The sequence below is a fragment of the Acidobacteriota bacterium genome, assembly GCA_035529075.1.
Classification (GTDB): Bacteria; Zixibacteria; MSB-5A5; order GN15; family FEB-12; genus DATKXK01.
Map to the genome: position 1 here is coordinate 69,428 of DATKXK010000013.1, position 14,198 is coordinate 83,625.

General features: G+C 60.3%; 11 protein-coding genes. 4 read left to right on the forward strand and 7 right to left on the reverse strand.

Features of this window, described 5'->3' with window-relative positions; translation table 11 throughout:
• Window positions 1–121 precede the first annotated feature (121 nt).
• Window positions 122–895 carry a type III pantothenate kinase gene (locus tag VMY05_07360; protein ID HUV30885.1) on the reverse strand — a complete coding sequence of 258 codons (774 nt, stop codon included), beginning with the start codon at window positions 893–895 and terminating at the stop codon, window positions 122–124.
• Window positions 896–1,091: 196 nt separating this feature from the next.
• Between VMY05_07360 and VMY05_07365 the strand changes: the two genes are divergently transcribed.
• The 4 genes from VMY05_07365 to VMY05_07380 all read left to right on the forward strand — a co-directional run bounded on the left by VMY05_07365 (window position 1,092) and on the right by VMY05_07380 (window position 4,815).
• Entirely contained in the window at window positions 1,092–1,784 is a 693-nt protein-coding gene (locus VMY05_07365) for a DUF116 domain-containing protein (protein ID HUV30886.1), read from the forward strand.
• On the forward strand, window positions 1,753–2,187 hold the full coding sequence (locus tag VMY05_07370) for a GNAT family N-acetyltransferase (protein HUV30887.1): 435 nt from the start codon (window positions 1,753–1,755) through the stop codon (window positions 2,185–2,187). The genes VMY05_07365 and VMY05_07370 overlap by 32 nt, the downstream gene beginning before the upstream one ends.
• Window positions 2,188–2,276: 89 nt before the next feature.
• Complete coding sequence (locus VMY05_07375) at window positions 2,277–3,809, forward strand: c-type cytochrome (GenBank protein ID HUV30888.1); 1,533 nt, start codon at window positions 2,277–2,279, stop codon at window positions 3,807–3,809.
• Window positions 3,790–4,815 (forward strand): hypothetical protein, encoded by a 1,026-nt coding sequence (locus VMY05_07380; protein HUV30889.1) that lies wholly within the window; start codon window positions 3,790–3,792, stop codon window positions 4,813–4,815. The genes VMY05_07375 and VMY05_07380 overlap by 20 nt, the downstream gene beginning before the upstream one ends.
• A 70-nt stretch (window positions 4,816–4,885) precedes the next feature.
• Here the strand turns inward: VMY05_07380 and VMY05_07385 are convergent, their stop codons facing one another.
• The 6 genes from VMY05_07385 to VMY05_07410 all read right to left on the reverse strand — a co-directional run bounded on the left by VMY05_07385 (window position 4,886) and on the right by VMY05_07410 (window position 14,178).
• Window positions 4,886–5,473 (reverse strand): redoxin domain-containing protein, encoded by a 588-nt coding sequence (locus tag VMY05_07385; protein ID HUV30890.1) that lies wholly within the window; start codon window positions 5,471–5,473, stop codon window positions 4,886–4,888.
• Between the two features lie 112 nt (window positions 5,474–5,585).
• A complete protein-coding gene (locus VMY05_07390; GenBank protein HUV30891.1) occupies window positions 5,586–6,134 on the reverse strand; it encodes a DUF255 domain-containing protein in 549 nt (182 codons plus the stop codon).
• A gap of 79 nt (window positions 6,135–6,213) precedes the next feature.
• Window positions 6,214–9,663: a DNA polymerase III subunit alpha gene (locus VMY05_07395; protein HUV30892.1), complete on the reverse strand. Its 3,450-nt coding sequence runs from the start codon at window positions 9,661–9,663 to the stop codon at window positions 6,214–6,216.
• A gap of 156 nt (window positions 9,664–9,819) precedes the next feature.
• Window positions 9,820–10,299, reverse strand: coding sequence for a GNAT family N-acetyltransferase (locus tag VMY05_07400; protein HUV30893.1), 480 nt, complete (start codon window positions 10,297–10,299; stop codon window positions 9,820–9,822).
• A gap of 102 nt (window positions 10,300–10,401) precedes the next feature.
• The gene (locus VMY05_07405) at window positions 10,402–13,539 is read right to left on the reverse strand and encodes a M1 family metallopeptidase (protein ID HUV30894.1); all 3,138 of its coding nucleotides are present in this window, start codon (window positions 13,537–13,539) and stop codon (window positions 10,402–10,404) included.
• Complete coding sequence (locus tag VMY05_07410) at window positions 13,540–14,178, reverse strand: LysE family transporter (protein HUV30895.1); 639 nt, start codon at window positions 14,176–14,178, stop codon at window positions 13,540–13,542. It abuts the gene before it with no gap.
• Between the last annotated feature and the right edge of the window lie 20 nt (window positions 14,179–14,198).

The window sequence follows — 14,198 nt, forward strand, 5'->3', positions numbered from 1 at the left end:
CTTGGCGCGTTTTTTTTGACCAACTCTGCCATTTTGGCAGGACCTTCCGACATCCCCGGGTCAGCCGGTCCGTCACCGGTAGATATGTTGTGTGAAGGCAAGGCAGAAGCCGCTGCCGGGGTCAGCCGGCCGCGTTCATTTCGCCGATCAGGCGCAGGCCGTCCAGGGTGAGATGAGGCTCGAACAGTTTGATGTGACGTGAGTGATTCTCGATGCCTGAGGCCAGCCCCCCGGTGGCCACGATTGTCGCCCTGTCAAAGCCGGTCTCTTTGAGGATCATTTCTATGATGTAGTCGACCTGGCCGATCGTACCGTAGAACAGCCCCGATTTCATCGCCCCCGAGGTTGATTTGCCCACGACACAATCCGGCTGTTCGATGCGCACTTCGAACAGGCGTGCCGCCCGGCGGGCCAGTTCCGACAGCGAGGACTCGGGTCCGGGAATGATGACACCCCCCAGATACGCGCCGTCGGCGCTGACGACGTCGAAGGTTACGGCGGTGCCAAAGTCGACCACGAGTACCGGTCCCCCGTACCGGTGAAACGCCGCCACGCTGTTGGCTATACGGTCGGCCCCGACCTGATCCGGCTGGTCGACCGCGATTGTGACGGGCAACCGGCTTCGCGCCGAAACCACCAGGGGCACGCAGCCGAAGTACTTGCGTGCCATCGATTCAAAAACCGGGGTCAGCGGCGGCACTACCGAGCCGACCACGACCGTGTCTATCTCCGCGATGGCGACCCGCATGCGCTCCAGCAGCCCCGAGATATAGAACCCGGCCTCATCAACCGTCATTGGATTCGACGATGACATGCGGACGCTGTCCCTGAGGATCTCCCCGCTGTAGACCCCCACGACCACGTTGGTGTTGCCGACATCTATGGCCATCAGCATGGCCGGAATATACGTCGGCGCGCTGGAATGTCAATCGACGGCCGTGGATTGCGTGACCGGAATGCGTATCGGTCGGCTACGGGGTAGCCCTGGTGAAGCGGGGCCGCCGGCCTGGCGGAGCAGGCGCGGGCTTGAAGCTTCGGGCCGGTACCACTTGCCGGTTTCATCCCGGCAGGCCCCGGCGTATATTCCCGCCATGAAAATACACCCGCCCACGTACCGCCTCGGGCCGGAATTCTATGACAAACTCACCGCCTTCGTACAGGATTTTGTCACGGACGGTTTCGTGCGGTTCGCCGACGAGTTCTCGCGCCTTGATGAATTCATTGCCGGGGCCTGTGCCGATCGGCGCGACCGGGACGACCATTCACTTCGCCGCTCGGCAAGGGAACTGTATCTGCTCGAAGCCGTGGCGTTCAAGATCTACGACGAACTCAACCGAGAGGCCTTCAACCGAGCCAGGGACACCCTGATCGTTCTGCCGGACTGCCTGTCGCTGCACAACCCGGATTGCCGGAAAACCGACGGCAAATGGGGCGATGAATGCCGCCGGTGCGTCAAGGGTTGTCAGGCCCATCAGGTGAGCCTCCTGGGCGAGCGCTTCGGCGTTAGAACTGTCTATTCCAAGCGCAAGCTCAGCGAACAGATAGAGCACTACCGGCACAAAAACAGGGACCTGGCCGTGGTGGGAATAGCGTGTCTGATGATGCTCGCCACCGGGATGCGCACTGCGGCCGACGTCGGTGTGCCGGCGCGCGGAGTTCTGCTGAACTTCACCGGCTGCGAGCACTGGAACGACAGGCCGTTCGCCTCCCAGTTCCAGTTGAAGAGACTCAAAGCCGTTCTGGAGGAAAAGTATGGCCCTGCAAATCACGCGACTGACGATTGACGACTACGATTCAATCATAAAGACCTGGTCCGATGCCGGCTTGCCGTACAAGCCGCTCGGTCGCGACAGCCGCCCCGCCTTGGAAAAAGAGATGCAGCACCCTGCGACCGCGTTCTTCGGGCTTTTCGACGACAGCCGCATGATCGGGGTCGGCATCGCCAATTACGACGGCCGCCGCGGCTGGCTGAACCGGATCGCAATTGATCCGGATTACCGAGGCACCGGGGCCGCCGGTCGGATAATCGCCAGGTGCGAGGAGTTCCTTCGCAGCGTCGGGGCGGTCGTTATCTGCACCCTGGTGGAGGACACGAACACGCCGTCCATGGCCTGTCTGGTCAAAGCAGGCTACTCCTGTGAGAGAGAGATCACCTACTGGACCAAACGGCCCTCGGCCGACGCCTGAGTACCGGCCCGAAAGGAGCTTGACCCCGCCAACGCCCGGCTGTTAGTTGCAGGGCAAACACACGTCAGTCCATCCACGGAGGAATATCTATGAACTACCCGTTCTGGGATACGAGCGTCAGCTACGGATTGCTGATCGCCTTCGTGAGCATCCTGCACGTCTTTATCTCACACTTCGCCATCGGTGGCGGCCTGTACCTGGTCGTTACCGAATGGCGGGCGCGAAAACGAAACGACGCGCCGGTGCTTGGCTACCTCGAGCGGCTCAGCAGGTTCTTTGTGCTCGTGACGCTCGTAGCGGGGGCCTTGACCGGCGTCGGGATCTGGTTTGTCATCGGCTTGTTAAGCCCTGCCGCTACCGAGGTGCTGATCCATAGTTTCATCTGGGGCTGGGCGACCGAATGGACGTTCTTCATCATCGAGATCACAGCAGCCATCCTTTACTACTACGGCTGGAAACGCATGTCGGCCCGGAGCCACTTGGCCCTCGGCTGGATTTACTTCGGCGCCGCGTGGATGTCGCTGTTCGTCATCAACGGCATCATTACGTTCATGCTGACCCCCGGGGAATGGCTGGCCACGGGCGATTTCTGGGACGGTTTCTTCAACCCGACGTTCTGGCCCTCGCTGGCCTTCAGAACCGGCATCTCGGTCATGCTCGCCGGCGCCTTCACCATGCTCCTGGCCGCCCGCCGTCCGGCTGATGCTTTCAAGGCCAGGCTGGTCAGGACCAACGCCGCCTGGGGGCTGACCGGGCTGGTGGTGATGCTTCCCTCGTTTTACTGGTATTGGACAGCGATACCAGGTGAGGTCACCTCTAAAGCCCGCGAGATGATGCCGACGGTGATGACGTCACTGAGCGACCTGGTTGTTTTCGCGATTGTCACGGCCGTCCTTCTCGTCTTCTTCGGTCTGATCATCCCGAAGCGGCAGAGCATGGCCGCCGCAATCGTGCTCATGGCCTTCGGCCTGCTCACCTTCGGGGCGTTCGAATGGTTCCGCGAATCAGTGCGCAAACCGTGGATTGTCTACGACTACATGTACGGTAACGCGCTCGAGGCAGCCCGGGCGGACAGTTACAGCGAGACAGGGTATCTCGAGCAGATCAGGTTTCGCACCGGCGACGACGGGGCCGACCTGTTTCGCCGCGTGTGTCGGAACTGTCATACCATCGCGGGCTACAAGCCGCTCAAACCGGCCTTCGACGGCACCGACGAGGCGTTCACGGCGGCCATCGTGAAGGGAATCGGCGTCATACGGGGAAACATGCCGCCCTTCCACGCGTCCGAAAGCGAAGCCGGGCTGATCGCCGCGCATCTTTACGGGCAAATGGACGGACGGTCGATCGCCGAGATCTACAGGCTGGAAGGCGTCGAACTCGGCCGCAAGGTGTACGACATTCGTTGCGGCAAATGCCACGTTATGGGCGGTTACAATGACAAGTACGAGTCGCTGGTCGACCTGAGCGAGGAAGATTACAACGATTTACTGGATATAGCCGGCGAGTTCGGCGAAGAGATGCCGGATTACACCGGTGACGACCAGGAGCGCCGGGCGCTGATTCAGTATCTTCTGACACTCGGCAAGGAAGACGGAGGAAGTCATGAATCTGCCGGATTATGATTTCATCTCGGCGCCGTTGTGGGTGGTTACGTCACTGCACGTGCTCACCCTGACCCTGCACTTTGCGGCCATGAACTTTGTTGTCGGCGGCGTCATCATAACCCTCTGGGGACGCTTTACCGACAGGTGGAACCATCCGACCGTCAGGATGTTCCTCGGGGGGTTCCCGACCGCCATGGCCGCTACGGTTTCGTTCGGCGTCGCCCCGCTGCTGTTTTTACAGCTCGTCTACTTTCGCCAGGTCTACGCCGCATCAATCGTCAGCGGCTGGTTCTGGTTGATGATTGTCGCGGCGGTGATTTTCGCGTACTACTTCCTGTACGGCACGGCCTTCTCCAGGGCCGGCGGGGGCCTGAAGAGGTGGTACCTCGGCCTGGCCCTGCTGGCTCTGTTGTACGTATCGTACGTCTACAGTTCCGTCTTTTCACTGGCGGAGCGGCCCGATTACTACCGCGCCATCTACGCGCAGAGACAGTCGGGGCTGACGCTCAACCCTTACGTCGGCGAGTACCTGTTTCGGTGGCTGCACATGTTGCTCGGAGCCGTCACGGTGGGCGGCTTCTTTGTCGGACTTCTGGGCAGAAACCACGAGGACTCATACCTGACCGGCCGACGATTCTTCCTCTGGGGCACGGTGGCGGCGGCGATTGTCGGCCTTATCTACTTCGTGACACTCGGAGAGTATTTGGTGCCCTTCATGCGAACCCCGGCCGTCTGGATTCTGACGGTCGGCATCGTATTTTCAGCCCTGTCGGTGCACTTTCTGTACACGAGACGGTTCGCCTGGTCCGGGGCGCTGGTGTTTCTTTCCCTGCTGGCCATGGTCATCAGCCGCCACTACGTCCGACTCCTGCGGCTGGCGGACCACTTCCAGCCGTCGACCCTGCGCATCGCACCGCAATGGTCGATCTTTGCCGTCTTTGTCATCTGCCTTGTCCTGGCCGCCGGACTTATCTGGTACATGCTACGCGCCTTTTTCGGCACCGGGAACAAGGCGACCATGTGACGGCATTGGTGAAAAAGAAAGAGCCGACCGGCGAGTCACCGGTCGGCTTTCTACTGCATATCGGCATACGTCACAGAATGGCGTCAAAGCCGCGCTTGAGCGTGGTATAATCCCTCATGCCGACAAACCGCCCCACTTCCTTTCCGGTGACATCCAGAAAGATGGTCGTGGGCACGCCGCCCGTAAGCTGGTAATCCTTGTACACCTGCTCGTCCATCATCAACATGACCCATTCCATCCTGGCTTTCTCGGCGTACCGGCGGACTGCCTCCGGCCGGTCGCGAACGGCGAAGCTGACAATCTCGACTCCCTGGGGTTTATATTCGCTGTACAGCCTGACGAGATCGGGAATTTCCCTGCGGCAGGGCGGACACCAGGTCCCCCAGAAGTTAATCACTACCGGCTGCTTTCCAATCCACTTACCCGAATGGTGCAGATTCCCATCGAGATCCGCGGCGGTCCAGCTTACGGCGTTCGCGTCAAGGTTTACCACCTCGGGATTGCCAGGATCGGCACTCGCCTCCGGAGCCTCAAGCTTCGCAACCGGAGTCTGCGCGGGGGCCTGACTTTCCGTCCGTGCACCCGTCTCGTCGGAACTGCAGGCGGCCAGCGCCAACAACGCCCCAAAAATAATAATCGGTAACAGAACTCTCGTCATTGTGTGCCTTTCCTCATGCCGCAACAAAGCGGTCAGCGGCAAACATACAAAACTGACCGGCAGCCTGGCAAGCTTCTTGACGTGCGCGCACTGCCGAATAATCGCAAAACACCTACTTCCGGGAACTCGTATCCGGAACTCTGTCGGCCGTACGAGTGGTATCGTATCTGTAATTTCTGACAAACTCCAGCGCCCGTATGAACCGGTCGGGCGGTAAATATCCCTTCAACGGACCGACCTTCGTCCGAGAAGGAGTGACAAACCAGAACTGGGGGTACGAGGAGACACCGAACTCCTCGCGTGACAGCGCCCGCTGGGAGATCTTGTAGCCCTCGATGTCGATCTCGTCGTACGAATCGCTCCACACCTGCACCGGGGCGAAGGACTCGTTGACGATCCTGACCACCTCCGGATCGGTATAGGTTTCTCTTTCCATTTTCCGGCACCAGCCACAAGTCTTGGTAGTGAAATGAATGAGCATGTGCTTGTCTTCGGCCTGTGATTTCTGCGCTGCCTCCGTGTACGACAGCCAGTGAATGGCCGCCATGCTGTCCGTTAATGGTGGATCTTTCTGCCTGGTAGTGTCCCTATCCTCGGCCCTCGGGGACAGACTCAGCGCAAGAAACGTCGCCGCCAGCGCCGCTGCTGCAAGAATCTTCATGTGTCAATCCAACCTGTCTCTCATCGTGTCTGTTGTCAGCGTCAGCCGGTGCACTATAATCGCCTCGGGCCGGTCGGTCTCAGTGTTCTTTCAGGCCGAGCGGGCGAAGGTACGCCCCGGAATCCCCCAAAAGCTCCTTTAAACGGTTCAGCAGGCCGAAATTGAGATCGACCGCGTATTTCTTCGACCTGATATACACTTCCGATCCGTCCTCCTGAGCGGCCAGAAGGACTGGAACCTTGCCGCGGGATTTATCCAGTGTTGCCAGTGCTTCTTTAATCCGTTTTTCGGAGTGGTCGGCTCTGAGCTTTATAACCAGTTGGCAGTCAAATCGTTCCGTGAGCTGCTCGAGCGGCAGGACCTCGCCGGCAATCAGCTTTGCCGCTTCCCCCTCGCGCGTCGAAACCCGGCCGGTCACCAGGACAATCCGATCCGTCCGCACGTATTCACGACTCTTGTCGTAACAGTCCGAAAACAGAACCAGTTCCACCGTGCCGGAGAAATCCTCCAGCGTCACAAACGCCATCAGATTCCCCTTCTTGTCCGTCATCGTCTTGACCTGGGCGATAATCCCGGCCAGCGTGACCTCACGACCGTCGGGAGCCGTCTCCATGCCTGCGGCGGTACAGGTGGTAAAACCCGACAGCGTCTCGCGATACTTGTCCAGGGGATGACCGGAGATGTAAAATCCCAGCATGGCTTTCTCCTCGGCCAGCTGCATTGACGACGACCACTCCTCTACTTCGGGAAGTCTGGGTGCCACCCGTTCAAGGGTGATGCCGGTGGCTTCGAACAGATCGCTGGCCCCTGACTGCCGGAAAACGGTGTGGCCGAATTCCAGCGCGGCCGGGACCCCCTTGGACTTCTGTGCCCGGCTGCCTTCGAGGCTGTCGCAGGCACCGGCTGCGATCAGCGATTCCAGCGTGCGCCGGTTGAGCGTGCGTGGCTCTACCCGACTGGCCAGGTCGGCCAGGGTGCTCAACCTGCCACCGCTCCGGCGCGCCTGGACAATCGCCTCCGCCGGTCCCTCGCCCACGTTCTTGACCGCCTTCAATCCGAACCGGATAGCACCCTGAACGACGGTAAAGTCGATGTCCGACTCGTTTACATCCGGCGGCAACACCTCAATGCCCATACGGCGACATTCTTCGAGGTATATGTATATCCGGTCACTGTCGTTGATATCCGAGGTCATGAGCGCCGCCATGAACTCGCGCGGGTAATATTGCTTCAGCCAGGCCGTCTGATAGGCGATATACGCGTAGCACGTCGAGTGCGACTTGCCGAACCCGTACCGGGCAAACGTCTCGATCTGGTGAAACACCTCTTCGGATACGCGCCGCTCGATCTTGTTCCGGTCGGTCCCGTTGAGAAACTCTTCCTTCTGCGCCGCCATCAGCGAGGCGTCCTTCTTGCCCATGGCTTTGCGCAGCAGGTCAGCTTTGCCGAGGGCGTAACCGGCCATGCGATTGGCGATCTGCAACACCTGCTCCTGGAAAACGATCACCCCGTAGGTCGCCCCCAGGATCTTCTCGAGCACCGGATGCAGAAACTCGACCGGCTCGGTTCCACTCTTGCGCGCGATATAACTGTCGACCATGCCGGAATCAAGCGGCCCCGGACGGTACAGCGCGTTCATGACCGTCAGGTCGGTGAAGTTCTCCGGTTCCAGCCGCCGCAGATAATCCCGCATACCGCTCGATTCAAACTGGAAAACGCCGACCGTATCGCCGCGCGCGAAGATCTCGTAAACGGCGGCATCCTCCAGAGGTACGTTGTCGATATCGATACTGGCGCCGGGATGACTGACCTCGGCCATCCTGACGGCGTCGTCGATCACCGTGAGCGTTTTCAGACCGAGGAAATCCATCTTGAGCAGGCCGATCTCCTCGACCATTTTCATGTCATACTGGGTGGTGGTTTCGTTCCTGCTCCCCCTGAACAGCGGGACGTAGTTGGTCAGGGCGGAAGGCGCGATCACCACCCCGGCGGCATGCGTGGAGCAGTGACGGGCCAGTCCTTCCAGCGTTATGGCATAGCGAAGCAGTTTGGCCACCCGGGCGTCCCTGTCCCTCAACTCGGCAAGCTCGGACGATTGTCTCAGGGCCGCCTCAAGCGTCATGCCCGGCATGGCCGGGATCATCTTGGCAATCTTATCGACCTCCCCGTACGGCATGCCGAGCACCCGGCCGACATCGCGCACCGCCGCACGGGCCGCCATGGTCCCGAACGTGATGATCTGGCAGACGTTCTCTTCCTTGTACTTCTCGATGACGTACTTGATTATCTGGTCGCGCCCGCGATCCGCAAAGTCGATGTCGATATCCGGCATGGACACCCGGTCCGGGTTGAGAAACCGCTCGAACATCAATTCGAACCCTATCGGATCCATGTTCGTGATCCTCAGCGCGTATGACACCAGCGACCCGGCCGCGGAGCCGCGACCCGGCCCGACCGGAATCTTCTGAGTGTGCGCGTAATCGCAGAAGTCCTTGACGATCAGAAAATACCCGGCGTAGCCCATCTGCCTGATGATGCCCAGTTCGTAGCCAAGGCGGGCGCGGATTTCCTCGGTAATCTTGTCGTACCGGTCCTCAAGCCCCTTCTCGCACAGGTGCTGAAGGTAATCATCCGGATCGTTGAACCCGGCCGGAAGCGGGAACACCGGCAACTTCAGCTTGCCAAGTTCCAGTTCCAGGTTACAGCGCTCCGCGATCTCGACCGTGTTGCGCAGGGCATCCTTGAAGTCGCCCAGAGCGGCTTCCATTTCCTCGGGGCTCTTGAAATAGATCTGATCGGAATTGTACCGCATGCGGTCCTGGTCGTCCAGATTCTTGCCCGTTTGAATGCACAGCAGGGCATCGTGCGCCTCGGCATCCTGCTGCTTCAGGTAGTGGCAATCGTTGGTCGCCACCATGGGAATACCCGTTTCACGGGAGATAGCCGCCACCCGGGCAATGTTCTGCTCCTCGACTTCGAGGCCGTGGTTCTGAATCTCGAGGTAGAAATTCCCCTTGCCGAAAATCTCTTCAAGTTCCCGGGCGGCAGCCACCGCCGCTTCCACTTCGCCGCGGTGCAGATACCAGTTGACTTCCCCCTTGAGGCAGGCCGAGGTGGCAATCAGTCCCTCGGCATGCCGGCGGAGCAACTCCTTGTCGATGCGGGGGCGGTGGTAAAAACCCTCAAGGAAGCCGGCCGACGAGAGCTTCATCAGGTTCTGGTAACCCTCCCGGTTGGCTGCCAGCAGGATGAGATGAAAGCCTCCGTCGGGATACTTGCCGGAATGGGATTTGTCGAAGCGGCTGCCTCCGGCCACGTATGCTTCGGTCCCGATAATCGGCTTCAGGCCGGCCTCGGTGGCTTTCGTGTAGAACTCGATTGCCCCGAACATGTTGCCGTGGTCGGTGATAGCCAGGGCCGGCATCTTGTACTCCCTGGCCAGCTTGATCACCGAATCAAGGCGGCACGCCCCGTCGAGCAACGAGTACTGGCTGTGCGTGTGCAGATGAACGAATTCGGCGTATTTCATATACGGCAGAGTTCGCGGGCTGTGAGTACCATTGCTACAGTAGATACGTTTCGGGCGGGGGACGGTCAATGGCTTTTTTGTTTTTCAGGCGTCCAGCGAACCCGGCCGGACGCACCACGTGCCCGTCGCTGGTCCTGGATCAGCCTGACTGTCGGCTCAAAGCAGCATCTCGAACTCTATCTCGTCGCGCAACGGTATGCCGTACAAGCCGATTTCGGCGATGGCCGGCTTGAGCTCGCGCGAGTGCGCCAGGGCATTGAGGTGGACCGCCGCAATCGTGAAGCCGCGCCGCTGATAGAAACGAATCGCATCGAGATTGTCGTTCGTCGTAATCAGCCACAGCCGTTTGCAGCCCGCGGCAACCGCCGCCTCGCGCACGCGGGTCGTCAACGCCGTGCCGATCCCGGAACGCCTGGTGAGAGCATCAAGGGTCACTATCTCCCACTGGTCATCGAAAATCTCATACGTGACCAGGCCAGATTTACGGCCATCGGACGATTCGGCAATAAACCCCGGTATCTCCGACGGGTAGACAATCCGCCCCCGCGTAACGATGAAATCGGCTCCCCAGCCCCGAACGACCTCGAGCACCCAGGGCCGGTCGTCTTTCGTTACGGGCCGAATCTTGAAATCCATGCCTTTGTCTCCCGCGCCTTCAGTCGGATGCGCCGATGCCGGTTCATGTCGTGAATCCGCCCCCGGCACCCGCACGCGCGCGTCCGGTCATCTTGTCAGCATTCATGGCAGACGGTCCCGCTGGTGTAACGGCAGCAGCCAGGCGACGGACACACGGAAATCCGCCTCATCCTCGCCGGCCGCCGGCTTGTTCAGATATAACGGGAAATCAACCCTGACCCGGTGCTGTCTCCAGACGGCCGGCAGCGCGATCGAAACCCCCGCCGACATGATGAACGTCCTCTTGCCTTCAAACGAAAGTGTTTCGTTTGACGCTACCGGCTCGCGGTACGAGCTCTCCCTGTCATCAAACGACAGCCAGCCGCCCTCGGCAAAGACGGTCTGGTCGGCCTGCGAAAGGAAACCGCCCACCAGCGGCAGAATCTTAAACCAGCGGAAGGGCAGGAGGTCCGGCGGCGTGCATTCGATGGAGGCACCGAAGTAGTCTATCAGGTACAGGTTCCTGTCCTGGTAACCGCGCACGCGCGGGTCAGCCGCGTAGAGGTGGTTCTCCCAGTCGGCCGGAACCGTGCCCGGGGACCTGAACAGCCGGGAGTGGACAAAACGATCGATCGAACGTATCCGACTGATATGCCGAAGGTACTGGGACGGCGGTTCGCCGTTGGTGACCAGCCCCTCCAGGACAACCGACAGGTATGTCCGGCTCTGGCCGATCAGACTGACGCCGGCCAGGAATCGACGCTCCAGGATGGACCGGCGTCGATGCTCCTGCACACAGGCGCTCACCTCGTTGCGGTTGTAAAAGTAGTAGCTTCCGTACCGAAACGTCCTTAGAAATCCGCCTCCCAGGTGCAGGCGCGCGACCCTGGCAACATCCCACGTCGGATCGGGCAGGTAGCGGCTTATCTCGTCTGAGGGTGCGTCAGACCAAGGCTCCCGGCCGCCCCCGACGCGCAGGTAGTCAAGTTGCACGAAGAGAAGTTCCTGATCGGGCCGGGAGTACCACTCGCGGAACCTCTTTTCCAACCCCCACGAGAAGAACATCCGCCGGTCGCTGCGCAGCACTCGCGCGCCGGTGGTCGCACGAGGACCGAACCGGCCCAGCAGATCGGACCAGGAAAAGTCAACAAAGGGCCGAGCGGATTCGGTGCCGACACCCAGGTCAAGCGAGAATCTCGATTCTGTTTCCAAATACGAGCCGTGGGCGTGAAACCCTGCCTGCACCCCGTTGGGCTCATCATACCAGATATCCGGCCGCAGCCGCAGGGCGTACCTGTTCGCCGGGGTTCGGTCATAGAGAAGGTTGTCAAAACGCACTTCTGTCGGCCAGAACAGCCCCGACTGGTTGTTTCTCCGGTCGATGTCCATGAGGAGGTTGTACGGGTCGACCACCACCTTGCGGATTTTGCGATTGGCCTTGACGGTAAACCGGTATGCGGGTTCGACGCGGCGGAACTGGTGCCACGTGGGCAGCAGGACATAGCCCGGTTTGGCGTAAGCCATGCCTTCGGGGGCAACCGTGTAGAACGTGGTATCCCCCTGTTCCCAGATGACGGCCACGTCGACCGGGCTGACGAAGTCCGCCTTGCGTTCCAGTTTGACGGTGTGTTCCATACCGCGGCCGGTCTCACGCGACTCCTTGCCGGTGAAGGCATAGTCCAGACGATCCCGGCCGTAGTACCATTGGTCAAGGAAGTTATCAAGTTCGATCCCGGTTGCATTCTCCATGGAACGCGTATAATCGTCCTCGTAGGGGTGCCTGAACAGCCAGTCGGCACAATACCGGCGCATGGCCGCGTAGTAGAGCGAATCGCCAAGCACCGACCGAAGTGAATAGTGCATGGCCGCACCCTTGTAGTATGCCGAGACACGGTTCGGCCAGTATTCCCTGCCTCGGTCGTACGAAGTTCCGACCATGGGCCGATCCATGCCCTCCTTCATGAGAAGCAGCAGCGGCAGGAACCCGCGCACTTCGCGATCCTGCTCAGAAGGGGCGAGCCACCGCTGGTACCAGTTGGTGAAGTCGTCAAGATTCCCGTGCCGGCCGAGGTACTTCTCCATGGCGTTGTGCTCGAGATGGGTCGTGAAGCTCTCATCGAGAAACGGCCGGTCCACCTGGTTGGAGCCGACCTGCCCCATGAACCACTGGTGACCGATCTCGTGGTACAAAAGCAGGTCAAACCAGGGTGAGTCATCCTCGCCGGAACAGTTGGTCAGCATCGGGTATTCCATCCCGCTGAACGCGTCGCAGATACGAATCACCGGCCAGCGGTAGGGACAGTACAGCTCAGAAAACGTCTCGATGGCCTGCCGGCCGATCATGACTGCACGGGTCCAGTCTTCGGCTCGGTGCCGAAGCGCATATACGATCACTTCGACACCGTTCGTCGTGTCGGTGTCCAGGCAGAAGTTGTTCGAGGCGGTCCATGCGAAGTCATTGACGTTCTCCGCTACGTAGTGCCAGGTCCTGGTGCTCGTCGTGTCGGGCTCAAGCTTCGGCCATTCGGATCGAGGCCTCTGGTAGTTGCGTATGTCCAGCAGCGCCCGCAGTGAGTCGGGCAACACCTCGTCCTCGTTGACAAGCACGCCGGTGGCTGCCACAATCTGGTCCGCCGGGGCCGTGATTCTCACATCGAAGCGCCCATAGTCGCCGTAGCATTCGCCCCACCCGAGGTACTGGGAGTTCACCCAGCCGACCTTGTGATCATATACGCACGCCTGCGGGTACCAATACGCCGCCTTGGTCGTGCCGCTATCTACGCCCATCCGCATACTCGCCGGCTCCGGCAGGACCGTGGTGAAGGAAAAGGCCAGGTGCGCCGTGTCGCCGGGTGAAAGCGGCGTCGAGAGGGTCACCGTGATTATCGTATTGTCGGTTTCAAACGACCGGTACGCGCGGGCCGCCCCGGATCGCTCGTACAACCGGAGACTTCCTTCCTCCTTCGGCTTCAGATCCGCGTACTCGAAGTCATTGACATATCGCCGCTTCAGGTCGGCGTACGACCCTCTCTGTATCGCGTTGGGGAATGCCTTGAGGTAAATGACGTCGAGCGCGTCGGGAGAGTTGTTGATGTACTCTATGTCGACTTCACCCGTAATAGTGCGGAGATCATCCTGAAGGGTGACGTCCAGAACGTAATTAACCTCCTGCTGCCAGTATACGTCGCTGGCGGCGGACGAAATCGTCGGAGTGAGAGACGATGCAAGGGTGCCGAGGAAGGCGACTATTCGTATGAACAACTACAGCGCTCCCGTCAGGCCGTCGTAAATGAAGCTGCCACCAAGGTACAGCAGGAAAGCGGCGCACGCCAGGATCAAAATCCTGAGACCCCGACCCATAATGAGCCGACGGCCCTTCCAAAGAAGAACGGACACGAATGTATACCAGACGAAGTCCGACAGGATGTGGCCGAAATAGAACACCACCGGCCCGACAATGCCGAAGTGCCTGGCCTTGACGAGCAGAGCCAGACCTACCGTGGCCCACCAGATGAACCAATAGGGATTCGACAGCGTGGCCGTGATGCCCTTACCGGCCAGCCGGTGCCGTGAGCGGCCCGGCCCGTCGTCGGAAGCATACGCCACTCGCCCGGTCACGGCGTCGTAACCCATCATACCGCCCATGAGCAGCAGCGCGGCGCCGCCGACCACGCCGATCAGTCTGGTGACGTTCTCATTCCCGGTCAGCGTTGCCACGCCGACGGCCAGCAGGATCACGACCGCGATCTCGGCCAGCGCATGACCCGCCGAAATCACCGGACCGGTCTGCCAGCCGTGCCGGGGAGTCTCCGCGATCCCCACGGCCAGCAGCGGCCCCGGCATCAGGGCACCCGAAAACCCGATAACGAAGGAATTGAAAAACAGTACGGCCAGTTCCATATCAAATTGCGGTCCGCCGG

What these genes read in the sequence shown, in the direction of transcription:
- VMY05_07390 (HUV30891.1), bottom strand. Translation starts at nt 6,134, where the DNA reads ATGAAGATTCTTGCAGCAGCGGCGCTGGCGGCGACGTTTCTTGCGCTG.
- VMY05_07365 (HUV30886.1), top strand. Translation starts at nt 1,092, where the DNA reads ATGAAAATACACCCGCCCACGTACCGCCTCGGGCCGGAATTCTATGAC.
- VMY05_07370 (HUV30887.1), top strand. Translation starts at nt 1,753, where the DNA reads ATGGCCCTGCAAATCACGCGACTGACGATTGACGACTACGATTCAATC.
- VMY05_07375 (HUV30888.1), top strand. Translation starts at nt 2,277, where the DNA reads ATGAACTACCCGTTCTGGGATACGAGCGTCAGCTACGGATTGCTGATC.
- VMY05_07360 (HUV30885.1), bottom strand. Translation starts at nt 895, where the DNA reads ATGCTGATGGCCATAGATGTCGGCAACACCAACGTGGTCGTGGGGGTC.
- VMY05_07380 (HUV30889.1), top strand. Translation starts at nt 3,790, where the DNA reads ATGAATCTGCCGGATTATGATTTCATCTCGGCGCCGTTGTGGGTGGTT.
- VMY05_07410 (HUV30895.1), bottom strand. Translation starts at nt 14,178, where the DNA reads ATGGAACTGGCCGTACTGTTTTTCAATTCCTTCGTTATCGGGTTTTCG.
- VMY05_07395 (HUV30892.1), bottom strand. Translation starts at nt 9,663, where the DNA reads ATGAAATACGCCGAATTCGTTCATCTGCACACGCACAGCCAGTACTCG.
- VMY05_07400 (HUV30893.1), bottom strand. Translation starts at nt 10,299, where the DNA reads ATGGATTTCAAGATTCGGCCCGTAACGAAAGACGACCGGCCCTGGGTG.
- VMY05_07385 (HUV30890.1), bottom strand. Translation starts at nt 5,473, where the DNA reads ATGACGAGAGTTCTGTTACCGATTATTATTTTTGGGGCGTTGTTGGCG.